This is a genomic window from Azospirillum halopraeferens DSM 3675 (assembly GCF_000429625.1).
Classification (GTDB): Bacteria; Pseudomonadota; Alphaproteobacteria; order Azospirillales; family Azospirillaceae; genus Azospirillum; species Azospirillum halopraeferens.
In genome coordinates, this window is sequence record NZ_AUCF01000009.1 from 24845 (window position 1) to 47136 (window position 22292).

At 74.5% G+C, this 22292-nt stretch carries 17 protein-coding genes; 7 read left to right on the forward strand and 10 right to left on the reverse strand.

Annotation, left to right across the window (positions count from 1 at the left end):
• The first annotated feature begins 11 nt into the window (after positions 1-11).
• Entirely contained in the window at positions 12-1931 is a 1920-nt protein-coding gene (locus tag G472_RS32195) for a TRAP transporter permease (protein WP_051340628.1), read from the forward strand.
• A gap of 16 nt (positions 1932-1947) precedes the next feature.
• Here the strand turns inward: G472_RS32195 and G472_RS0109645 are convergent, their stop codons facing one another.
• The 3 genes from G472_RS0109645 to G472_RS0109655 all read right to left on the reverse strand — a co-directional run bounded on the left by G472_RS0109645 (position 1948) and on the right by G472_RS0109655 (position 7850).
• Positions 1948-2580 (reverse strand): MBL fold metallo-hydrolase, encoded by a 633-nt coding sequence (locus tag G472_RS0109645; RefSeq protein ID WP_029008225.1) that lies wholly within the window; start codon positions 2578-2580, stop codon positions 1948-1950.
• A 165-nt stretch (positions 2581-2745) separates the two neighbouring features.
• The gene (locus G472_RS32200) at positions 2746-6591 is read right to left on the reverse strand and encodes an AAA family ATPase (protein WP_084536548.1); all 3846 of its coding nucleotides are present in this window, start codon (positions 6589-6591) and stop codon (positions 2746-2748) included.
• On the reverse strand, positions 6591-7850 hold the full coding sequence (locus G472_RS0109655) for an exonuclease SbcCD subunit D C-terminal domain-containing protein (protein WP_029008226.1): 1260 nt from the start codon (positions 7848-7850) through the stop codon (positions 6591-6593). The genes G472_RS32200 and G472_RS0109655 overlap by 1 nt, the downstream gene beginning before the upstream one ends.
• Before the next feature lie 188 nt (positions 7851-8038).
• On the opposite strand from G472_RS0109655, the gene G472_RS0109660 reads away from it, so the two are divergent.
• Both G472_RS0109660 and G472_RS0109665 read left to right on the forward strand, forming a co-directional pair.
• A complete protein-coding gene (locus G472_RS0109660; protein ID WP_029008227.1) occupies positions 8039-8230 on the forward strand; it encodes a helix-turn-helix domain-containing protein in 192 nt (63 codons plus the stop codon).
• A gap of 58 nt (positions 8231-8288) precedes the next feature.
• A complete protein-coding gene (locus G472_RS0109665; protein ID WP_029008228.1) occupies positions 8289-11045 on the forward strand; it encodes a cation-transporting P-type ATPase in 2757 nt (918 codons plus the stop codon).
• 34 nt (positions 11046-11079) lie between these two features.
• Here the strand turns inward: G472_RS0109665 and galE are convergent, their stop codons facing one another.
• The 6 genes from galE to G472_RS32215 all read right to left on the reverse strand — a co-directional run bounded on the left by galE (position 11080) and on the right by G472_RS32215 (position 18091).
• Positions 11080-12051: a UDP-glucose 4-epimerase GalE gene (gene galE / locus G472_RS0109670; protein WP_029008229.1), complete on the reverse strand. Its 972-nt coding sequence runs from the start codon at positions 12049-12051 to the stop codon at positions 11080-11082.
• 20 nt (positions 12052-12071) lie between these two features.
• Positions 12072-13073, reverse strand: a complete 1002-nt coding sequence (locus G472_RS32205; protein WP_035691797.1) for a M23 family metallopeptidase — start codon at positions 13071-13073, stop codon at positions 12072-12074.
• Positions 13074-13184: 111 nt separating this feature from the next.
• The gene (locus G472_RS0109680) at positions 13185-13721 is read right to left on the reverse strand and encodes a PRC-barrel domain-containing protein (RefSeq protein WP_029008230.1); all 537 of its coding nucleotides are present in this window, start codon (positions 13719-13721) and stop codon (positions 13185-13187) included.
• Positions 13722-13787: 66 nt separating this feature from the next.
• Positions 13788-15944 carry a tetratricopeptide repeat protein gene (locus tag G472_RS0109685; RefSeq protein ID WP_051340629.1) on the reverse strand — a complete coding sequence of 719 codons (2157 nt, stop codon included), beginning with the start codon at positions 15942-15944 and terminating at the stop codon, positions 13788-13790.
• A 244-nt stretch (positions 15945-16188) separates the two neighbouring features.
• Positions 16189-17076 (reverse strand): ParB/RepB/Spo0J family partition protein, encoded by an 888-nt coding sequence (locus G472_RS32210; protein ID WP_051340630.1) that lies wholly within the window; start codon positions 17074-17076, stop codon positions 16189-16191.
• Complete coding sequence (locus tag G472_RS32215) at positions 17066-18091, reverse strand: AAA family ATPase (RefSeq protein WP_051340631.1); 1026 nt, start codon at positions 18089-18091, stop codon at positions 17066-17068. Before G472_RS32215 ends, G472_RS32210 begins: the two co-directional genes overlap by 11 nt.
• A 169-nt stretch (positions 18092-18260) precedes the next feature.
• Between G472_RS32215 and G472_RS0109700 the strand changes: the two genes are divergently transcribed.
• From G472_RS0109700 to G472_RS0109710, 3 genes are read left to right on the forward strand one after another with little or no spacing between them, the layout of a single operon-like run.
• Entirely contained in the window at positions 18261-18515 is a 255-nt protein-coding gene (locus G472_RS0109700; protein ID WP_029008233.1) for an acyl carrier protein, read from the forward strand.
• A 6-nt stretch (positions 18516-18521) separates the two neighbouring features.
• Positions 18522-19829, forward strand: coding sequence for a class I adenylate-forming enzyme family protein (locus tag G472_RS32220; RefSeq protein ID WP_051340632.1), 1308 nt, complete (start codon positions 18522-18524; stop codon positions 19827-19829).
• A complete protein-coding gene (locus tag G472_RS0109710; RefSeq protein ID WP_029008234.1) occupies positions 19826-20575 on the forward strand; it encodes an SDR family NAD(P)-dependent oxidoreductase in 750 nt (249 codons plus the stop codon). Before G472_RS32220 ends, G472_RS0109710 begins: the two co-directional genes overlap by 4 nt.
• A gap of 7 nt (positions 20576-20582) precedes the next feature.
• On the opposite strand, the gene G472_RS38780 is transcribed toward G472_RS0109710, so the two are convergent.
• On the reverse strand, positions 20583-21644 hold the full coding sequence (locus G472_RS38780) for a DUF1403 family protein (protein WP_029008235.1): 1062 nt from the start codon (positions 21642-21644) through the stop codon (positions 20583-20585).
• A gap of 211 nt (positions 21645-21855) precedes the next feature.
• On the opposite strand from G472_RS38780, the gene G472_RS0109720 reads away from it, so the two are divergent.
• Positions 21856-22275: a hypothetical protein gene (locus tag G472_RS0109720; RefSeq protein WP_029008236.1), complete on the forward strand. Its 420-nt coding sequence runs from the start codon at positions 21856-21858 to the stop codon at positions 22273-22275.
• The last annotated feature ends 17 nt before the right edge of the window (positions 22276-22292 follow it).

A 22292-nucleotide genomic window follows, 5' to 3' on the forward strand; every position in this document is an offset into this window, starting at 1 on the left:
GGGGGAGCGGGATGACGGATCGTGTGATCGACCGGCTCGAAGAGCTGGCCGGAGTGATGATCGTGCTGCTGTCGGCGGCCTACGCGGCGGATCTGCAGCGCTATGCGGGGATTGCCGTTTATGATGCGCAGCTTCTCGCGGCCGGCCTGTCGCTCGCCCTGACCGCCGGGTTCCTGGCGATGGCGCGGCGGGCGGCGGCGGCCGTGCCACGCGCCGCGGCACTGGCGGCGGCGGCGGTGACCATCGCGGTCGGCGCCTACGTCGCCGTCGCCTACGTCGACATCTCGATGGAGGCGCCCTATCTGCCGGGCTGGCTGGTGGCGCTGTCCGCCGTGCTGTTCGGCGGGCTGATGCTGAACCTCCGGCCCTCGGCCGGGCTCGGCATCCTGGTGGTCGTCCTGGTCTTCCTCGCCTACGGGCTGCTGGGCCATCTCATCCCCGGCGAACTCGGCAGCCGGCAGACGACGCCGTCGGAACTCCTGGTCTATCTCGCCGTCGACGCCAACGGCATGCTGGGCACCGCGCTGAAGGTCGCGGTGGTCATCGTGGTCCCCTACCTGCTGTTCGGCCAGCTCCTGTCGGCCTGCGGCGCGTCGGATTTCTTCAACGACCTGGCCCTGGCCGGCATGGGGCGCAGCCGGGGCGGCCCCGCCAAGGTGGCCGTCACCGCGTCGGCCCTGTTCGGGTCCATTTCGGGCAGCGCCGTGGGCAACGTGGTGGGCACCGGCGTCGTCACCATTCCCATGATGAAGCGCGCCGGCTTCGCCCCGACCTACGCCGGCGCGGTCGAGGCGGTCGCCTCGACCGGCGGGCAGCTCGTCCCCCCGGTCATGGGGGCGGCGGCCTTCATCATGGCGGACATGATCGGGATCGACTATGTGGACGTGATGCTCGCCGCCCTGCCGGCGGCGCTGCTCTACTACCTCGCCATCTTCATCAACATCGACCTGTCGGCCGGGCGGCGCGGCATCCGGCCGCTGGCCGCGTCCGAGATCCCCCGGGGGATGGCGGCCCTGAAGCGGGGCTGGCACTTCATCATCCCGTTCGCGGTGCTGTTCTACACCCTGTTCGCGATGAACATGCGCCCGGAGCGCGCGGCGATCCTGTCGGTGATCGTCCTGCTGGTCGGCAGCCTGCTGTTCAGCTACCGCGGCCGGCGCCTGCGCCTTCCCGACATCTGGCGGGTGGTCGGCGGGGCCGGGCGGGCGTCCCTCGACCTGCTGCTGGTCTGCGCGGCGGCGGGTGTCATCATCGGCGTGCTCAACATCTCCGGCCTCGCCTTCAACCTCACCCTGCACATCATCGCCGCCAGCGGCAACAGCGTGATCGTGCTGGCGCTGATCACGGCGGTGGTGTCGATCGTGCTGGGCATGGGCATGCCGACGGTCGGTGTCTACATCCTGCTGGCCACGCTGGTCGCCCCGGCGCTGGTCGAGGTCGGCGTGCCGGTGATCGCGGCGCACCTCTTCGTCTTCTACTTCGGCCTGATGTCGATGATCACGCCGCCGGTGGCCCTGGCCTCGTTCGCGGCGGCGAACATCGCCGGCACCCGCCCCTTCGCCACCAGCGTCGAGGCGATGAAGCTGGGCTGGCCGGCGTACATCGTGCCGTTCCTGTTCCTGTTCGCCCCGTCCCTGGTGCTTCAGGGCAGCCCGGTCGCGGTCGCCTGGGCGCTGGTGTCGGCGGCGACGGGCATCTACATGGTCACCGCCGGCGCCGTCGGCTTCCTGATGGGCCCGGTCGGCCCGGCCGGGCGGGCGGCGCTGATCGCCGGCGGCGGGCTGGCCATCGTCCCCGCCGGGCTGTTCGAGGGTGCCCTGTGGAGCGACGCGGCGGGCATGGCGGTGCTGGTGGTCATGATCGCCGCCCGGCTCCGCACCGCGGTGCCGCGCTCCCACCCGCCGGCCCCCCGCTCCGCCCCCGGCGGCTGAGGGCGGACGCGAGCGATCAGTCGTTCAGGAACGGGTTGTGCCGGCGTTCCTGACCCAGGGTGGACATGGGGCCGTGGCCGGGGATGAAGGCCACGTCGTCCCCCAGCGGCAGCAGCTTGGTGTGGATGGACTCCAGCAGCGCCGCGTGGTCGCCGCGGGGGAAGTCGGTGCGGCCGATGGAGCCCTGGAACAGCACGTCGCCGACCACCGCCAGCTTCGACGGGGCGTGGTGGAAGACCACGTGGCCCGGCGTGTGGCCGGGGCAGTGGAGAACCGCCAGCGTCTCCCCGGCGACGGTCACCGTGTCGCCGTCGGCCAGCCAGCGGTCGGGCGTGAAGCCCTGCGTCACCGGGAAGCCGAACATCAGGCACTGCCGCTCCATGCCGTCCAGCAGGAAGCGGTCCTCGGGGTGGGGGCCTTCGACGGGCAGGGACAGGCGCCGGGCCAGCTCGGCCACCCCGCCCACATGGTCCACGTGGCCGTGGGTCGCCAGGATCTTCTCCAGAGTGACGCCGGCCCGCTCCACCGCCCGCACGATGCGGTCGATGTCGCCCCCGGGATCCACCACGGCCCCGGTCATGGTCGCCTCGGACCACAGGATGGTGCAGTTCTGCTGGAACGGCGTCACCGGGATGATGGCGTACTTCATGCCCCGCGTCCTTGCTGTCATACGCGGTCAGGAAGATCCTGACCGCTGCGTTCAAACGCCACGCAGGCTTCGGCCCTATCGGGCCGCGGCCGCCGTCGCGGCCGATACCGGGTTCGGACGTCAAGACGTACCGAACCCGGTATCAGTCCCGTTGGAGGCGCGACCTTACGCGGGCACCGGCCCCGGGGGCAAGCACGGGACGGCGTCCTCGACCCACGCACCGGCTGCCGCCGTTCCGCCGCCCGCCATTCCGGCTGAGGACACCGCCACGGCGCTGCGGCCGCCGCCCAGCGGGGTGACCCGCACGCGGGTGCCGATGCGGTCGACCATGGCCGGGACGTGGCTGATGACGCCCACCTGCCGGCCCGACGCCTGCAACGCCTCCAGGCACGACAGGGCGACGTCCAGGCTGTCGGGGTCGAGGCTGCCGAACCCCTCGTCGATGAACAGGGTGGCGATGCCGCCCGCCCCGGCCCCCGCCGCCATGGACGACAGCCCCAGCGCCAGGGCCAGCGACACCAGGAACATCTCGCCGCCCGACAGGCTGTGGACGCCGCGCACCTCGTCCCCCATCTCGCGGTCGACCACCTGGATCTCCAGGTCGGCGCCGGCCACCCGTTCCAGCCGGTAGCGGCGCGCGAGATCATCGAGGTAGCGGTTGGCGTGCCCCAGCAGCACGTCGAGGCTGAGGCTCTGGGCGAAGTTGCGGAACTTCTGCCCGTTGTGGGAGCCGATCACCCCGTTGAGCGCCGCCCACACCGCGTGGGAGGCGCGCCGGCGCTCCAGCTCCCCGGCCATGGCGGCGAGACGGTCGCGGCCGTCGGCATCGGCCCGCAGCCGCGCCGTCAGCTCCGCCGCGCGGGCGCGCGCCGTCTCCAGCGCCTCCCCCGCCGCCGCCAGGGCCGCTTCGGCGGCCGGGGCATCGCCGTCCCCGGCGGCAGCGGCGCCGGCGGCGTCCGGATGCTCGGCCGCGTGCTCGGCGCGCAGGCGTTGCCGTTCGGCCAGGCGCACCGCCGCCTCGCGCCGCGCCGTGTCGAGGGCGGCCAGCGCCCCCTCTTCCGCCGCCAGCCAGGCGTCGTCGCGGGCCAGGCGGCGGCGTGCCTCCGCCGCCGTCAGGCCGCAGCCCGCGGCGCGGTCTTCCAGCGCCGCCACGGCCGCCGCCGCGGCGGCGGCGCAGCGGCGGGCCGTTTCGGCCCGGGTCGCCCGCTCCTGCTCCGCCGCCGAGCGGCGGGTGGCCGCCTCCTGCCGGAGGTGGGTCGCCCGCTCCAGACGCTGTTCCGCCGTCTGGCGCGCCTCGGTCAGTTCCCGCTTCACCACCGCCACGGGGCGGCCGTCCAGCACGCCGGCGCGCTCGCCGCGCAACGCCGCCAGGCGGGCCGCCAGGCCGTCGGCGCGCAGCCGCGCCCGCTCCTCCGCCCCGGCCGCCGTCTCGACCTCGGCCTCCTTGGCGGCGGTGCGCGCCTCCTGCTCGCCGGCCTGGCGCAGCCGGCCGGCCAGCGCCTCGCGGTTGCGCAGGAAGGCGGCGGCGCGGTCGGCGTAGCCGCTCCGGAATGCCTCCGGCCCGCGCGTCAGGGCATCCTGCCAGCGGGGTATCCCGGCGAAGGGCGTTGCCAGTTCGGCGAGCGCCTCCGCCACGTCCTGTTCCGCCCGCCGGTGGGCCGCGGCGGCCAGGGCGTGGTCGTGGCGGGCGGCGTCGAGGCGGCGGCGCGCCTCCTCGGCCGCTTCCGCGGCGGCGGCGCAGGCCGTCTCGCGCTCCCGGTGCGTCTTGACCGCCGTGTCCAGCCGGTCGCGGTGGTCCAGCGCCCGCCGCTCGTCCCGCGCCACCTCATCCAACTCCGCGTCGACCGCCGCCAGGGCATCGGCCAGGGACGCCGCCGGGGATGCGGCGGCGCCGTCGCCCCACGGCGTCGCGGCGAAGGGGCGCCCGCCGAGCGCCGCGGTCCAGCGCGTCCCCAGGGCGTCGCGCTCACCCGCCAGGTCGCCGATGCGGGCGTCGAGAACGGCGACGCGGGCGCGGGCGGCGCGGGCGGCCGCCTCGTGCCCGCCATGGGCCCGGACCCCGGCGTTGACCGCGCGGCGCAGTTCCGCCACCCGCTCCGCCTGGTCGTCGGCGAGACGGGCCAGCGCCCCGCCCCCTTCGGCCCAGGGGTGGTCGGTGCCGCCGCACACCGGGCACGGGTCCCCGGGCGTGAGCTGGGCGCGCAGCGTCGCCACGTCCTCGCGCCGCGCCACGTGCAGGCGGTGCAGCGTCGCCTCGGCCTCGCCCAGCGCCGCCTGGTCGCGGGCCAGCCCGGCCCCGGCAGCAGCCGCCGCCGCGTCCTCCGTCTCGGCGGCGGCGGCCTGCTGCGCCCGCTCCTGCGCCGCGGCGGCAAGGTCGCGGGACACCCGGGCGGCGGCATCCGCCAGGCCGGCCAGGACGGCCAGCGCCTCCCGCTCCCGCGTCAGGGCGGTGCGGCGGCGGCTCAGCGCGTCGAAGGCCGGGACCGTCTCCCCCTGCACGGCGGCGAGCGCGGCGGCGGCCGCGTCGCGGGCCGCCAGGGCGGCGTCCCGGTCGGCGTCGCGGGCGGCGCGCCCGGCCTCCAGGGCGGCCACCCCGTCGGCGTGGCGGCGCACGGTCGCCTCGCCGGCGACCGCCGCCCTGCGCGCCTCCGCGCAGCGGGCCAGAACGGCGTCCCAGCGCTCCCACTGGTCGGCGACCGGGGCGAGCGCCGCGTTGGCGGTGAGCCATTGGTCGAGACGGGCCGCCTCGGTCCGCAGATCGGCGGCGGCGGCGGCGCAGGCGGCGCGCTCGGCCTCCCGCCCGGCGCGGCGGTGGACCGCCTCCTCCAGGTCGGCGGCGGCGGCCGCGTGTTCCCCGGCGAGCGTGTCGATCTGTCCGTCCAGCGCCGCGGCGCGTTCCAGCGCCGGTTCGGCTTCGGCCAGGTCACGGCACACCCGTTCGAAGGCGGCGCGGGCCCCGGCATGCCCCTCGTCGGCCGCCGCCACGGCAGCCAGCGCGGCGGTCAGCGCCTCCGCAGCCCGGGCCTCGTCGGCGACGGCCGCGGCAGCGTCCGCCGCGCAGCGGTCGGCGGTGTCGATCAGCGGGCGCAGCGGCAGGGCGATCCGCACCGCCTCCGCAGCCTGCCGGCGCGGTGCGGCGTCCGCCCACGCCGCCTGCGCCGCGGCGACGCCGTCCTGCGCCTCCCGCTCGGCCGCGGCGAGCTGGGCGTCGCGCCGGTGCCAGTGGACGACCCGGCGGGCCGCCTCCGCCGCCGCTTCGGCCATGGCGACCGCGGTGCGGGCGGCGCCGGCCTCCGCCTCCAGGGCGGCGCGCCCGGCGTCGTCCAGCACCGCCACGGCGCCGCGCTGCGCCTCCAGCAGGTCCAGCTCCCGCTGCTCGGCGGTGCAGCGCTCGTGCGCGGCGATCGACAGGCGGGAGTAGATCTCGGTGCCCGTCAGCAGCTCCAGCAGGGCCGAGCGCTCGCGCGCCGGCGCCTTCAGGAAGGTGGCGAAATCACCCTGGGCCAGCAGGACGGACCGGCGGAACTGGTCGAAGCTGAGGCCGAGGCGGGCGCGGATCTCCTCCAGCACCCGGGTCTTGCCGTCGGCGCAGCACACCCGCCCGTCCGGCGTGGTCAGGGTCATCTCCTGCTTCTGCAAACGGCCGCGCGCCTTCAGGCTGGCGCGGCGCACCGACCAGCGCGCCCGGTAGGCGACGCCGTCCACCCCGACGAAGTCCACCTCGGCCCAGCCCGACGCGGCGCCGCGGCGCAGCACCGCCCGCACGTCGGTGGAGCGCAGGGCGTCGGGATCGCCGTCGCGGCCCATCACCACCCCCTGCCCGTCCGGCAGCCGCGGCATGGTGTCGAACAGGGCCAGGCACAGGGCGTCCAGGATGGTGCTCTTGCCCGCCCCGGTCGGGCCGGTGATGGCGAACAGGCCGGCGCGGCGCAGCGGCGCGCGGTCCAGCTCCACCGCGAACGGCCCGTCGAGGCTGGCGAGGTTGCAGCCGCGGATGGCAAGGATCCTCATCAGGCCGCGTCCCCCTGCACCGTCTCCAGCAGCTCATGAAAGGCCGCGAGCAGGGCCGGGTCGGGCTCCCCCTCATGCAGCTTTTGATAGGCTCGGCGGAACACATCTTCGGGCTGAAGGCTGGCCAGGTCGATGCCCGGCAGGCTTTCGGCCAGCGTCGCCCCGCTGCCGGTCAGCCGCACCGCCAGCTTCAGCAGGCGGACCGGCCGGCCCTGCACCGCCGCCTCCACCTCCTCGCGCAGGCCGGGGCGGGGTTCGGGCAGTTCGACCGACACCTCCAGGAAGGGCCAGGCGTCGGGCGGCAGCGTGTCGTCGAGGGCCAGCGCGCGCACCGCCGCCAGCGCCTCCTCCGGCGGGGCGAAGCGGCCGTGGCCGGGAATGCGGCGGATGGCCACCGCCCGCGGCACGGCCAGGGCGCGCCAATCGGCCAGCCGGCCCCCGGCGAACTCCGCCAGGACCACCTGGTGGGGATAGGGTTCCTCGTCCAGCGCCAGCGGAATGGGGGAGCCGCTGTAGCGCACGCACTCCCGCCCGCCCACGCACTGGGCCCGGTGCAGGTGGCCCAGCGCCACATAAGCCGCGTCGGCGGGGAAGATGTCGGCCGGCAGGGCGTGCAGGTTGCCGCCGAGGATCTTGCGCTCGCTCAGCTCCGACAGGGCGCCGCCGTGCATGTAGCAGTGACCGGTCAGGATCAGCGCCTCGCCCGGACCCAGCGCCGCCCGCCCGGCCTCCGCCGCGGCGGCGTAGAGGCGGCGCACCCCCTCGACCAGCGGGTCGGGGTCCGCCCCGCCCTCCCCCTCCTCCACCGGCGGCAGGTCGGCCGGGCGCAGGAAGGGAACGGCAACGCAGCGCGCCGCCACCGTCCCGTTGGGACCGCGCAGGGGCAGCACCGCCCGCTCCGCCCGGAAGGTGCCGTCGGCGTCCAGCGCCGGACCGCCCACCACATGAACGCCCAGCTCCGTCAGCAGGGGCGACGGCGCCTCCAGCCGGCTGCCGCTGTCGTGGTTGCCGGCCAGCACCACCACGTCCAGGTCGGGAAAGCGCCGCTTGGCCTGCGCCACGAAGCGGTAGAACCGGGCCAGCGCCGGGATCGGCGGGTTCTGCCCGTCGAACACGTCGCCGGCGATCACCAGCGCGTCCACCGCGTGCTCCCCGATGCGGTCCAGCAGCCAGTCGAGGAACAGCCCGTGCTCGTAGGTGCGGGCGACGCCGTGCAGCGTCTGCCCGAGATGCCAGTCGGCGGTGTGGATGAGGCGCATGGTCCCACGCGAACGGTCGGGTATGGCGGGAGTGTACGCGGGCAGCGTTGCGCGGTGCAACCGGGGTGCGGAAGGGTCGCGACAGCCTAACCGGTTCCCCCGGTCCGTGCATTGATCCCCGTCAAATCGCGCAGAACCGGGTCATGGCATGATATTTCCCGCTCATCCCCTGCAAGCGGGTGCCAGCCATGCTCAGCAAGCCCCTCATGACGGTTCACGAGGTGGCCGCCGTCCTCAGGATTTCCGAGGAGACGGTGCGCGAGTGGATCCACGCCAAGGATCTCCGCGCCATCCGGTTCGGCCGCGAATGGCGGGTCGCCGTGCGCGACCTGGAGAGTTTCCTCAACGCCCGCGCCAACCGCGAGCCGTCGAACGGCTGACCCGCGGGCGACCGCACGGGTACGGGTGCTACGACCGACAGACACGGGAGGTGGTGACATGCTCCTGGAAAAGACCAAGACGGATGGAAGCGGGCGGGATGCCGCGTCCGCTCCCGCATCCGACGTGCCGGCGTGGCACGTCCTGTCCGCCGCGCAGACGGCGACCCTGCTGGGGGCCGGTTCCGACGGCCTGACCGAGCGCGAGGCGCGGGAGCGCCTGCTGCGCCACGGCCCCAACAGCCTGCCGCCGCCGGTCGGCCGCGGGCCGCTGCTGCGATTTCTGGCCCAGTTCAACAACCTGCTGATCCAGGTCCTGCTGGTTGCCGCGACGGTCACCGCCGTGCTCGGCCACTGGATCGATTCCGGGGTGATCCTGGCGGTGTGCGTGCTCAACGCCACCATCGGCTTCATCCAGGAAGGCAAGGCGGAGCAGGCGCTGGACGCCATCCGCCACATGCTGTCGGCCAACGCCACCGTGCTGCGCGACGGGCACCGCATGGCGGTCCCGGCGGCCGACCTGGTGCCCGGCGACCTGGTGCTGCTGGAGGCGGGCGACAAGGTGCCGGCCGATCTGCGGCTGACGTGGTGCCGGAACCTGCACGTCCAGGAGGCGGCGCTGACCGGGGAATCCGTGCCCGTCGGCAAGGGACCCGATCCGGTCGCCGCCGACGCACCCCTGGGCGACCGCACCGCCATGGCGTTCTCCGGCACCCTGGTCACCCATGGCCAGGGACGCGGCATCGTGGTGGCCACCGGCCCGGCGACCGAGATCGGCCGCATCAGCGGCATGATGTCCCGCCTGGAAGGCATGGAGACGCCGCTGCTGCGGCAGATGGCGGGATTCGCCCGCACGCTGACCGCCGTCATCCTCGCCATCGCCACGCTGGTCTTCGGCTTCGGCGTGCTGGTGCACGGCTACGGCATGGCCGAACTGTTCATGGCCGTGGTCAGTCTGGCGGTCGCCGCCATCCCCGAGGGGCTGCCGGCCATCCTGACCATCACGCTGGCCATCGGCGTGCAGCGCATGGCGCGGCGCAACGCCATCATCCGCCGCCTGCCGGCGGTGGAAACCCTGGGGTCCGTGTCGATCATCTGCACCGACAAGACCGGCACCCTGACCCGCAACGAGATGACCGTGCGCACGGTGCGGACGGGCGGCGAGACGGTTGCGGTGGACGGCGTCGGCTATGAGCCGCGCGGCGGCTTCTCCGCCGCCGGGCGGGAGCGGCCGGCGGCGGACGTGCCGGTGCTGGTGGACCTGGCGCGGGCCGGCGCGCTGTGCAACGACGCCGCCCTGCGCGAGACCGACGGCGGCTGGACCGTCGAGGGCGACCCCATGGAGGGGGCGCTCCTGGTGCTGGCCCGCAAGGCCGGGCTCGACCCGGCCGGCGAGGCGCGGCGCCTGCCGCGCACCGACCTGATCCCGTTCGAATCCGAACACCGCTTCATGGCCACCCTGCACCACGACCACGAAGGCCGCGGCGTCATCTGCGTCAAGGGCGCGCCGGAACGCATCCTGGCCATGTGCACGGCCGAGCGGGGGGCCGACGGCGACCGCCCGATCGACGCCGCCGCCTGGCAGGCCGGCGTCGAGGAGATGGCGGCCGACGGGCAGCGGGTTCTGGCCGTGGCCGTGCGGTCCGCCGCCCCGGACCGTCACGCCCTGACCTTCGCCGACGTGGACGGCGGGCTGGTGCTGCTGGGCCTGGTCGGCCTGATCGACCCGCCGCGCACGGAGGCGGTGGAGGCCGTGCAGGCGTGCCGGACCGCCGGCATCCGCGTCAAGATGATCACCGGCGACCACGCCGTCACCGCCCGCGCCATCGCCGCCCAGCTCGGCCTGCAAAACGCGGGGGCGGCGCTGACCGGGCCGGAGATCGAGGCGCTGAGCGATGAGGAGCTGGCCCGCCTGGCTCCCGACATCGACGTCTTCGCCCGCGCCAGCCCGGAGCACAAGCTGCGCCTGGTGCAGGCGTTGCAGGGGCGCGGCTACATCGTCGCCATGACCGGCGACGGCGTCAACGATGCCCCGGCGCTCAAGCGCGCCGATGTCGGCGTCGCCATGGGGCACAAGGGCACCGAGGCCGCCAAGGAGGTGGCCGAGATGGTCCTGACCGACGACAATTTCGCGTCCATCGCCCGGGCGGTGCGCGAGGGGCGGACGGTCTACGACAACCTGAAGAAGGCCATCACCTTCCTGCTGCCGATCAACGGTGGCGAGTCCATCAGCGTCATCATCGCCATCATGGCCGGACTGACGCTGCCGATCACGCCGTTGCAGATCCTGTGGGTCAACATGGTCAGCTCCATCGGCCTGGCGCTGGCGCTGGCGTTCGAGCCCGCGGAGCGCGACGTGATGAACCGCCCGCCGCGCCCCGGCGACGAACCGCTGCTGTCGCGCTTCCTGGTGTGGCGGATCGCCTTCGTCTCGCTGCTGATGACCGCCGGCATCTTCGGCATGTTCGAATGGGCACTGTGGCACGGCGCCGACGTGGACACGGCGCGCACCGTGGCCGTCAACACGCTGGTGGCGATGGAGGTGTTCTACCTGTTCAGCGTCCGCTACCTGCGGGCGCCGTCGCTGACGCTGCGGGGCGTGAAGGGCACGCGGCCCGTCCTGATGGCGGTGGCGACGGTGGTCGTGCTCCAACTGTTCTTCACCTACACCCCCTTCATGGAGACCCTGTTCGCCACCCGGCCGCTGGAGCCCGCTCTGCTGCTGCCGGTGCTGGGGGCCGGGGTTCTGCTGTTCGCGGTGCTGGAGGTCGAGAAGATGCTGTGGCGCCGCCGCGATGCGGTGTCCGCACGGCAATGACCGCCCGCGGCACGGCGGGCCGGACGCCGCGGCGTCAGGTCCGCCGGTGCCAGTGCCAGGCGGTTTCGACGATGGCGTCGATGGAGGTGCAGGAGGGCCGCCAGCCCAGCGCGTCGCGCACGCGCTCGGCGGCGGCCACCAGCACCGGGGCGTCGCCGGGGCGGCGGGGGGCGAATTCCACCGGAACCGGCCGGCCGGCGACGCGCTCCACCGCGCGCAGCAGATCCAGGACCGAGGTGCCGCGGCCGGTGCCCAGGTTGAAGGCGCCCCCCGCCCCGCCCGCCATCAGCCGCTCCGCCGCCAGCACATGGGCCGCCGCCAGATCGTCCACATGGACGTAGTCGCGCACCGCCGTGCCGTCCGGGGTGGGATAATCCGTTCCCAGCACGCGGAAGCGGTCCCGCCGGCCCAGCGCCGCCAGGATGGCCAGGGGCACGGCGTGGGTTTCCGGCTCGTGCCGCTCGCCGATGTCGCCCTCGGGGTCGGCGCCGGCGGCGTTGAAGTAGCGCAGCGCCAGGGTGCGCAGGCCGTAGGCGGCGGCGTAGTCGGCCAGCAGCCGCTCCACCATCCACTTGCCGGCGCCGTAGGGGTTGATGGGCGCCGCCGGCGTGTCCTCGTCCATGGGGACGCGGCCGGGCAGGCCGTAGATCGCGCAGGTGCTCGAAAACACCAGGCAGGGCACCTCGTGGCGGCGCATGGCGTCCAGGAGGGCCAGCGTGCCGCCCACATTGGTGCCGTAATAGGCCGCGGGGTCGACGACCGATTCGCCGACGGCGGTGAGGGCGGCGAAATGCATCACGCAGCCGGGCCGGTGGCGCCGGAAGGCGGCATCCAGGGCCGCGGGATCGCGGACGTCCCCCACCTCCAGGGGACCCCAGCGCACGGCGTCGCGCCAGCCCCGCGACAGGTCGTCGAACACGACGGGATGATGCCCCGCCCGGGCCAGCGCCTTGCAGGCGTGGCTGCCGATGTACCCGGCCCCGCCGGTGACCAGCACGGTCGCCATGATCGACTGCGTTCCCTTCCCTACCGCACCGTGACGTCGCGCCGCATCTCGACCACCGCCGTGCCGTTGCGCATCAGCGTGTAGCGGCCGGTGTAGGTGCCGGCCGGCCATCCGCCGGGCGGCGTCTTGCGGCCGGCGAAAGCGAACCAGGCGACGCGGCTGTCCTTGAGCGTGTCGCGGTGGTCGATGACCGTGCCGCCGTCGGGACCGGTGACGCGGAAGCGCTGTTCGTCGCCGGCGTGCGCCCCCATGACGTCGGCCCACAGCAGCAGAGCGGCACCGTCGCGCGGCAGATCCGGCCCGGCCAGCGTCCCCGCGCGCGCCTCGTCCGCCTTTGGCGGGGACGCGGCGAACCCCATCACCAGGCCGGCCGTCGGGCGGTAGGCCAGCCGCTGCTCCGCCTCGGCGGTCCACAGGGGGTTGCGCGGCCCCTCGCAGCCCGGCGGGTCGTCGGTGCCGACGAAGGGATCGACGGGCGTGCCGTCCTTGCGCGCCTCGAAATGGACGTGCGGGAACTCCGTGAAGCCGGACAGGCCGACCAGCCCCAGCACCTGCCCCGCCTCCACCGTCTCGCCCGGCTTCACCCGCACGCTGCCGCGCTTCAGGTGGGCGTACTGGGTTTCCCAGCCGTCGCCGTGGACGACGACGACGCTGTTGCCGGCGTCGCGGCCCTGCAGCGCCTCGCGGCCGATGACCCGGATGCTGACGTCGTCCATGCCGTCGCGGATGGCGCGCACCGTGCCGGCGGCGGCAGCCAGCACGGGCACGCCCTTTTCCATGGCGGGGATGTCGGCGATGCGGAAGTCCGTACCTTTGTGGCCGTCGTAGCTGAGCTGTCCGCAGGTGTGATCGGCGCGCCCCGGCCCGGGGTCCTGGTCCACGTAATTCTGGATCCAGCAGGTCACGCCGGGATCGCAGTCGATGGGCAGCGCAAAGCGCGGCTCGGCCGCCGCCGGCCCGCCGGCGGCGATCAGGACGGCGGCGGCGAGGGCGGCGAAAGCAGCCGCGAACGGGCGACGCATGTCTTCCTCCTTGTCCGACGAAAGGCATGGTGCACACCGGCGGTCGCGGCGCAACCGCCTTGTGCGGTGTCCTTTTGCGGACGGGGGAAGTGCTGCGTCACGCCACCCCGGTCATTGCATGTCCGGCTGCGGTTCGGCGAACCAGCCGGGCAGGGGGGCCAGGCCGGCCGGCCACTGGTTGGCCCCCTCCGACACGCGGCCGAAGCCGTCGGAACCGGCATCGGCGGCGACGTCCGGCAGGGCGGCGACATCCGCGCTCGACAGCCCTTCAACGGCGATCCAGTGGGGGTGCAGGGCGACCCGGCCCTCGCTGATGTCGACACCGACCTCCCGGCCGCCGGCGATGGCGTCGTCCAGGTCGACGACCAGGATGCGGGCGTTGCCGCCCTCGTCGGCCAGCACGTCCGACACCGTCCCCAGCCGCTGGCTGTCCTGGCCGACGACGGTGCGGCCGATCAGGTCCTCCGTCCGCACCCGATCGGCGGACGGCACCGTAGCCACGTCGGGAACGTCACCCACCGGGCTGGCGGACCGCGCATCGGCGGACGGTGCGGCGGCGGGCGGCATGGCGGCGGATGGATCGGCGGCATAGGCCGGCGCGGCGATAAACGCGGCGGCGGCGGTAAACGCGATGATACGGGTGCGCATGGCGCTCCTCCTGCGATGGTGTCGCGGGCGTTGCTGCCACCATCAACCGCATCACCACCGGATTTGTCACGCCGTGCGGGTGGAGGCCCATGCCCGCAGATCGGCGGCCAGCCGGGCGATCACCGGCGTCCAGTCGGACGGCGCCTCCTGCCGGTACAGGCGCAGCGTCGGGTACCAGGGGCTGTCGTCGCGCCCGCTCAGCCAGCGCCAGCAGCCGTCGAAGCGCGACAGCACCCACACCGGCTTGCCCATGCCGCCGGCGAGATGGACAACCGACGTGTCCACCCCGACGACCAGGTCCAGATGGCTGATCAAGGCGGCAGTGTCCGCGAAGTCGCCCACGGCGTCCATCCGGTCCACCAGATCCAGGCCCGGCGGCGGCGCCTTGGCCTGGGCCGCCGCCTCGTCGCCCTTCTGGAGGCTGTAGAAGCGCACGCCCGGCGTGCCCGCCAGGGGGGCGAGCTGGCCCAGCGTGATGGAGCGCAGCCGGTCCACGGCGTTGGCCCCCGGCACGTCCTTGCGCGGGTTGCCGGCCCAGACCAGACCGACGCGCAGCGCGCCGGCCCCGTCCTGCGCCAGGCGGTGGCGCCACGTTTCAACTTCAGCGTCGGGCGGGTGCAGGTAGGGGATGGAAGCGGGGACGCTGTCCAGCCGCGTCCCGAACGCCAGCGGCAGGCTGAGCAGGGGGCAATGCACGTCGAAGTCGGGCAGGGGATCGCCCTTGGCCAGGATCGCCGCCACCCCCTGCGCCCGCAGCGGCGCCAGCAGGCGGACCAGCGGCGCCTGCACTTCCAGCACGACCCGCGCGCCGCGCGCCGCCACCAGCGGGGCGTAACGGACGAAGTGCAGGGTGTCCCCCAGCCCCTGTTCGGCGTGCAGCAGGATGGTGCGGCCGCGGATGTCCCCGCCGGTCCATTGCGGCTGCGGGAAGCCGCGCGGCGGCGTCCCCTTGTTGCGCCAGCGCCATTCGTACATGGGCCAGCCCTGCGCGAAATCGCCGCGCGCCAGCAGGGCCAGCGACAGGTTCCAGTGGGCATCCACATAGTCGCCGTCGAGCTGCGCCGCCCGGCGGAAGCTGGCGATGGCGCCTTCCAGATCGCCGCGCGCCTGGCAGGCGTTGCCCATGTTGAAGTGGGCGTAGGGCGGACCGCCGTCGGCGCCGATGGCCCGGCGGTAGCAGTCCATGGCACCGTCGATGTCACCCAGCGCCTTCAGCGCCACGCCGAGGTTGATACACCCTTCGGGAAACCCCGGCCGCAGCGCGATGGCCCGGCGGAACGCCGCGGCGGCCGCGGCGGGGTCCTCGCGCTCCTTCAACGGGGCGCCGAGGTTGTTGTACGCCTCGGCGTAATCGGGGCGCAGGGCAATGGCGCGGCGCAGGACGGCTTCCGCCTCCGCCGGCCGCTCCAGCCCGGTGAGGGCAAGGCCCAGGTTGTTCCGGGCGTCGGCGTGGTCCGGCTCCAGCCGCAGGGCCCGGCGGTAGGGCGTCTCGGCCGCCGCCGGCCGGTCCATTTCCCGCAAGGCGTTGGCCAGGCTGTACCAGCCCCCGGCAAGGTCGGGGTGCAGCGCCACGGCGACCCGCAGGGTGCCGGCCGAGTCCGCCGGCCGGCCGTCTTCGCGGAGCGCCACGCCGAAGTTGCAACGCAGGTCGTGGCGGTCGGGGCACAGGCGGACGGCCCGGGCGAACGCCGCCGGGCCGCGGCCGTCCGAAGGCCCGACGTCGCCAAGGGCCAGGCCCAGGTTGTTCAGCGCCTCGGGATGGTCGGGCCGGACGGCAAGGGCGCGGCGGAAGGCCCCCGCCGCCCCCTCCCCGTCCCCCGCGTCGCGCAGGGCGAGGCCCAGGTTGTTGTGCGCCTCGGGGTTGTCGGGCTGCACGCGGGCGGCGGCACGCAGGCGGGCCGTCGCTTCCTCCCGCCGGCCGGCGGCGCGCAGGGCGTTGCCGAGGTTGTAGTGCACGCTGGCGGTCGCGGGGTCGATCATCAGCGCGTTGCGGTAGCAGGCGATGGCGGCTTCCGACCGTCCCTGCCCGCGCAGCGCCGCCCCCAGATTCGCCCGCACCGCCACGTTCCCCGGCTGGCGCGCCAGCACGCGGCGGTACAGGCTCTCCGCCTCGGCCAGCCGGCCGGCCCGGTGGAGGGCCACGGCTTGGGCGAGCAGCGCCTCCGGCGTCGCGGCATCGGCGCGGTCACGGGGTTTGGCCGGAGAGGGCTTGACGCGAACCATGGTCTTCGGGCGTCCCTGAGGATGGGCGGGATGGCGCGCCGGACAATGGCAGGGGCCGCTCACCGGCTCAAGGCCGATTAGACGTCTAATCGCCGGCCCGGCCCCGCTGCGTCTTACGCGGTCAGGAAGATCCTGACCGCTGCGTTCAAACGCCACGCAGGCTTCGGCCCTATCGGGCCGCGGCCGCCGTCGCGGCCGACACCGGGTTCGGACGTCAAGACGTACCGAACCCGGCATTAGACGTCTAATAACCGGAATCGCCGAGCATGGCGTCGATCTCGTCGCGCAGGTTGCGCAGCTCGTCGCGACGGGATTCGTCGAGCGGGACACCGTCGCGGTCCAGCGCCCGCAGCCGGCTCACCGTCTTGCGCAGGTTGCGCAACAGCGGGTCGTAGGGCAGGGCGGGCGGCTCGGCCGCATCCCCGGCGCCGGCGCGGCGCGCCTGCTTGGCCCGGCGCACCTCGCGCACCGTCAGCCCGTCGCCGGCGCGCTGCCACAGGGCGCGCTGAAGCGCTTCGTCGCCCAGTTCGGCCAGCTCCATCAGCACGGACGCCGACACCTCCGGCCGCGACGGGGCGGCGTCGAGGATGTCCGCCGGCAGCTTCAGGATGCCCAGCAGGCGGGCCACATACTCCTGGGACCGGCCGATCAGGACGGCCGCCTGCTCCTGCACCAGCCCCTTCTCCTCGATCAGGCGGCCGAGCGATGCGGCCAGTTCGATGGCGTGCAGGTCCACCCGCTGGACGTTCTCCAGCAGCGCCAGCGCCTGCGGATCGTCGGTGTCGATGATCAGCGCCGGGATGGTCTCGCGCTCCAGCGACCGGAAGGCCCAGTACCGCCGCTCCCCCGCGACGATGCGAAAACGATCGGGCGCCACCTCCTGCACGTTGATGGGCTGCAACAGCCCCTTCTGGTCGATGGAGGCGGCCAGCGTTTCAACATCAGCGTTGCGCGCGTCGCGCCGCGGCTGGTCGGGATTGGGCTCCACCTGGTCCAGCGGGATCTCGCGATAGCGCAGGCGGCTCGACAGGCCGAACAGGGCGGCGTTGGCGCCGGCCCCGCCGGTGGTGGCGGCGCGGTTCAACGCCTTGCGGAACTGGGCGGCGTTGGACAGGTCCAGCTTACGCGCCATGGCGCACTCCTTCCTTGGCCAGGTCCAGGAGCGCCTCGGCGATCTCCCGGTAGCTTTCGGCTCCGGCCGAATTGGGGTTGATGGCCAGGCCGGGGCGCCCGGCCATGACGCTCTTGGTGTAGTCGGCGGCCCGCTTGACGGGGGAGAACAGGCGCAGGTTCTCCGACTCCGCCAGCGCCCTCAGTTCGGTCATCACCTGCTCGTCCTGCACCCGGCGCGGGCTGTACATGGTGGGCAGGATGCCGAGGACGCCCAGGCGGGGGTTCACCAGCTCCCGCACGCCGGCGATCGTCTCGAAAAGCTGCGGAATGCCCATCATCGACAGCAACTCCGTCTGCGTCGGGATGAGAAGCTGGTCGGCCGCGTTCAACACCGACACCGTCAGCTCCCCCAGGTGCGGCGGGCAGTCCAGCACGATGTAGTCGTAATGTCCGGCCAACTGGCCGATCTTGGCACGCAGGATCAGCGTGCCGTTGGGCTGGCGCAGCAGCTCCCGGTCCGTGGCGGCCAGGGAGATGGAGGCGGGCAGCAGATGGAAGGCGCCGTCGCACACCGGCACCACGAACTCCCGCATCGGGCGTGTCGACTTCAGCGCGTGGGTCAGGGTGGCCTTGGCCAGCTCCTGCTCGTGCGGGTCGACCCCCAGGTGCACGGTGGCGTTGGCCTGCGGGTCGCAGTCCACCAGCAGCACCCGGCTGCCCGCCTGCGCCAGCAGCCAGGCGACGTTGACGCAGGTGGTGGTCTTGGCGACCCCGCCCTTCTGGTTGGCGGCGCAGAAGACCACGGGCGCGCCGCGCGACGCCGCCGCCGGGATGCCCGACGGCTCGGTCCCGTCCTTCAGCGCCGCCGCCACCGTCTGCGGAATGCGCTCCGCCCCGGTTTCCCAGCGCGACACCTTCGCCCGGTCGTAGCGGCGGTTCAGCCGCTCGTTCAGCCAGGTGACCAGCGCCTGTTGGTTCATGCCGCGCTGCTCCCGGTAGCTGCGCAGCTCGTCGCCGGTCATGTCCCGCGGCATCGGGCTCCTCCATCGGTGGGAACGGTGCCACCTTCGGGCAGGGTGACGGTGGTGTCAACTTCCGTGATGCACATGGTGACGACGGCGGTCGCGGCGCCGGTTGACAGGGGGCGCGAATTGGGGGAAGCAGAGCGGCCAGAACCGCCGCGCCGGGACCCGCCAGCCTGCCATGACCCCTGCCGACTCCTTCCGCCTGGTCGCCGACCTCCTCGCCGCGCGCATCCGCGACAAGGGGCTTGAGGCGCCGGTCATTGCGGCCGACGCGCCCCTGCTCGGCGGCGACCTGCCCATCGACTCGCTCGACCTCGCCACCGTGGTGGTCGAGCTGGAGGAGCGCACCGGCCGCGACCCGTTCCGCGACGGCTTCGTCAGCTTCCGCACGGCCGGGGAACTGGCCGCGCTCTACGCCGACCCGGCCGGCTGAGCCGCCATGGACGCCCGCGTCCGGCGTTTGATCGACGGTGCCGGCGACCTGCTGGTCGACGACCGCACGATCACGCCGGCGGCGCTGGCGGAGCGCGTGGCGGCGCTGGCGCAGCGGCTGGCCGGCGACAGCTGCCGCCGCCTGGTCATCGCCGGCGCTGAAGTCGATACGCCGGCGGTCGGCCTGCTGGCCGCACTGAGCGTCGGAGCCGACGCGGTGCTGCTGCGCGGCGGCCCGGTGCCGGAGGGACTCGGCGCCGACGCGCGGCTGGGCGACGGCGACGCCTACACCCCGCCACAGGCGGGCGGCCCCGACGCGGCAGCACAGGCGGGGGCGGGGGCGGGGAGGGGCGAGGTGTGGATCGCCACTTCCGGCACCACCGGCGCGCCGAAGCTGGCCCGCCACAGCCTCGACTCGCTGCTCGGCCGCATTCCCGCGGTCCGGGTGGCGGCGGACCGGCGCTGGCTGCTCACCTACCATCCCGCCGCCTTCGCCGGCTTGCAGGTGCTGCTGACGGCGCTCTGCGCCGGCGCGGGGCTGGTGGCGGCATCGGCCGGCACCGTGGCCGCCCTCACCGCCGCGGCGGTGCGCCACGCCCCGTGCTTCGCCAGCGGCACTCCCACGTTCTGGCGCGCCTTCCTGACGGCGCTGGGGCCGGACGCGGCGCGGGTGCCGTTGCGGCGGATCACGCTGGGCGGCGAAACGGCGGACCAGGGGACGCTGGACCGCCTGGCGGCGGCCTGGCCGGGCGCGGCCATCGTCCACATCTACGCCTCCACCGAGGCCGGCGCCCTGTTCGCGGTGAAGGACGGCCGCGCCGGATTCCCCGCCGCCTGGCTGGAGGACGGCGTCGACGGCTGCGCCCTGCGCATCCGGGACGGCGTGCTGGAGGTGCGCAGCCCGCGCGCCATGCGCGGCTACGCCGGGGCCGGTGCGGAGACCCCGGCGGCGGCCGGCGGCTGGCTCGTCACCGGCGATGCGGTGGAGCGGGTGGGGGACCGCGTGCTGTTCCGCGGCCGCGCCGACAGCGTCATCAACGTCGGCGGCGCCAAGGTGCGGCCCGAGACGGTGGAGGCGGTGCTGCTGGACCTGCCCATGGTGGCGGACGTGCGCGTGTACGGGCGCCGCAACCCGATCACCGGGGCGCTGGTGGCGGCCGAGGTGGTGCTGGCCCCCGGCGCCGACGAGGCGGCGGCGCGGCACGCCCTGCTGGAGCGGGCGCGCGCCCTGTTGCAGGATCACGAGGTGCCGCGGCTGGTGACCTTCGTCCCCGCCCTGGGCACGGGAGCCACCCTGAAGAAGGCGCGGACATGACCGACCTCAACGCGCGCGCGGTCCTCGTCACCGGAGGAAGCCGCGGCATCGGGCTTGCCATCGTCGAACGGCTGCTGGCCGACGGCATGCGGGTGGCCACCTGCAGCCGCAGCCGCAGCCCCGCCGTCGACCGGCTGGAAGCGGCCCATGGTCCCGCCCGCTTCCGCTGGACCGCCTGCACCATCGGCGACGAGGCGTCGGAGGAGGCGCTGTTCGCCGACCTCGCCGGCTGGCTGGACGGGCAGGACCTGTGGGGCCTGGTCAACAACACCGGCATCGCCGGGGAAGGGGTGCTGGCCACCTTCCCCACCGTCGACGCCGCCCATCTCCTTCAGGTCAACCTGCTGGGCGCCCTGCGGGTGACGCGGCTGGCCCTGCGCCGTATGCTGCGCGGCAAGCCCGGCGGGCGCATCGTCTCCGTTAGCTCCATCGTCGCCCTGCGCGGCTACACCGGGCTGGCCGCCTACGCCGCCAGCAAGGCCGGCCTGGACGGCATGACCCGGGCCCTGGCCCGCGAGGTCGGGCGGCGGCGGATCACCGTCAACGGCGTCGCCCCCGGCTATGTCGCCACCGATCTGTCCGCCTCCCTGGACGAGCGTCAGCGCGCCCAGATCGTCAACCGCACCCCGCTGGGCCGCCTCGCCGAGCCGGCGGAGGTGGCGGCGGCCGTCGCCTTCCTGATGGGCGACGACGCCGGCTACATCACCGGCCAGACCCTGGTGGTGGACGGCGGCATCACCTGTTGACACTCTGCTACAGGGCGATGGCGAAGGCGCGGAAGGACTTGCGCCCCGTCAGCTCGCGCACCACGCCGCGGTCGGCCAGCCGCCCCAGCAGGCCGCGGGCGGCGCGGTCGGTGAGGGACAGGGCGGCGGCCGCGTCCTCCGCCGTCAGGGCCGGCCGCTCGGCCAGCAGGGCGGCCAGAGCCGGCAGGCTGGAGGCGCGCCGGGGCGGGCAGGCCAGCAGGATCGCCGCTTCCGCCGCATCGAGCCGACGCTGAAGTTGCAACCCCTCATCGGCCGAGCGGACCAGCGCCTCCAGCAGGTTCCGCGTCCAGGCCGCTCCGGCGTCCGGGGTGTAGCGGTCGCGGTGGCCGAGGAAGCCCGTGGCCACCGCCGCCACCGGCCGGCGCAGCCAGCCGCCGCGCCGCAGCCACACCTCCGCCAGGATGCGCCCCGGCGCCCCAGCCACGGCGTCGGCGGCCCCCGCACCGTGCCACAGGGCCAGCAGCCCCGCCGCGCCCACCGGCGGCGCCCGCTCGGCCAGGGCGCGCAACCCCGGCGGGGCGAGCGCCCGCTCCAGCGCCGCGCGCACCGCGTCGGGCGTGGCCAGGCGCCCGGTCAGCCAGCGCACCCGCTCGTCGTCCGGCGGGGCGCCCTTCAGGCGCAGCCGGGCGAAGGCGCCGAGGCGGCGCGGCGTGAACAGCTGGCGCGGCGTGCGCCGGGCGGCGGCGCGCAGCATGCCGAGAATCCAGCGCCCGGCGCCCAGGTCCACATCGCCCGGTCGCGGCAGCGTATCAAGTTCAGCGAGAACCAGGTCGTCCACGTCCACCATGTCACCGTCCAGCCGTGCCGAGGCCATGGCCTCGCGCAGATGGCGCCGCGCCAGCCAGCCGCGCCGCCGGTGCTCCGGCAGCAGGTCCACCGTGGCGTCCAGCCGGCCCAGCCCGGCCGCGGCGTCGGCCAGCAGCGCCGCATCGACCCCTTCCAGGAACACGGCGTTGCGTCCCGTCGCCGCGGCGGATGGCCGCACGGGGTCCGGGGCGTCACCGCCGCCCAGCGCGGCGTCGAGTTCGTCGAGCAAGCGGTTGGTCATGGCGACTCCGGGTTTGCGGTGACCGCGATGCTACCATAGCCCGGTCCCCAAGATCATTGGGGTCAGCGACGGGAAACGGAAATCAGAGGCGGCTTGATTTCCCTCTCCGGTCGCTGCCCCGTGGCACGGCCGACGACCCTGTGGGCTTCCCCCGGACGGGGGAATCGCGCTACACCGCCGGCGCACCGACCATCGACCGGAGGGCCTCGCCGTGGCGCGCCAGAGCTTCTACGCCGTCTACGTGTTGTTCAAGTCCGAAGCGGAGGCGACGGCCTGGGAAGCCAGGCTGCCGGAACGGCCGCCCGTGCCCGCGGAGGGGGAGGGCGATGCAATCCCGCCGGACCCGCTGTGGGAATGCCACGACGTCGCCTCAATCCGCGACGACCGCGGCGGCTATTACGAAGGGGTGTTCCGCAAGATCACCGGCCGCGACGGCGACGCCATCGCCGCCATCGCCCGCGGCATAGCGGAGCGCTGCTACGAACCGCGCAAGGATGGCTTCGTGTGGACCGAGCTGGCGGCGCTGGCCAAGGGCAAGCTGGAAGCCTTCGGGACCTACGTCGCCCCGGTGGAGGAATCCGCCGAGGGTGTGTCCCTGCTCGGCGGCGGCGGTGCCGGCGGCGAGATGTAGCGCAGCGTCCAAAGCAC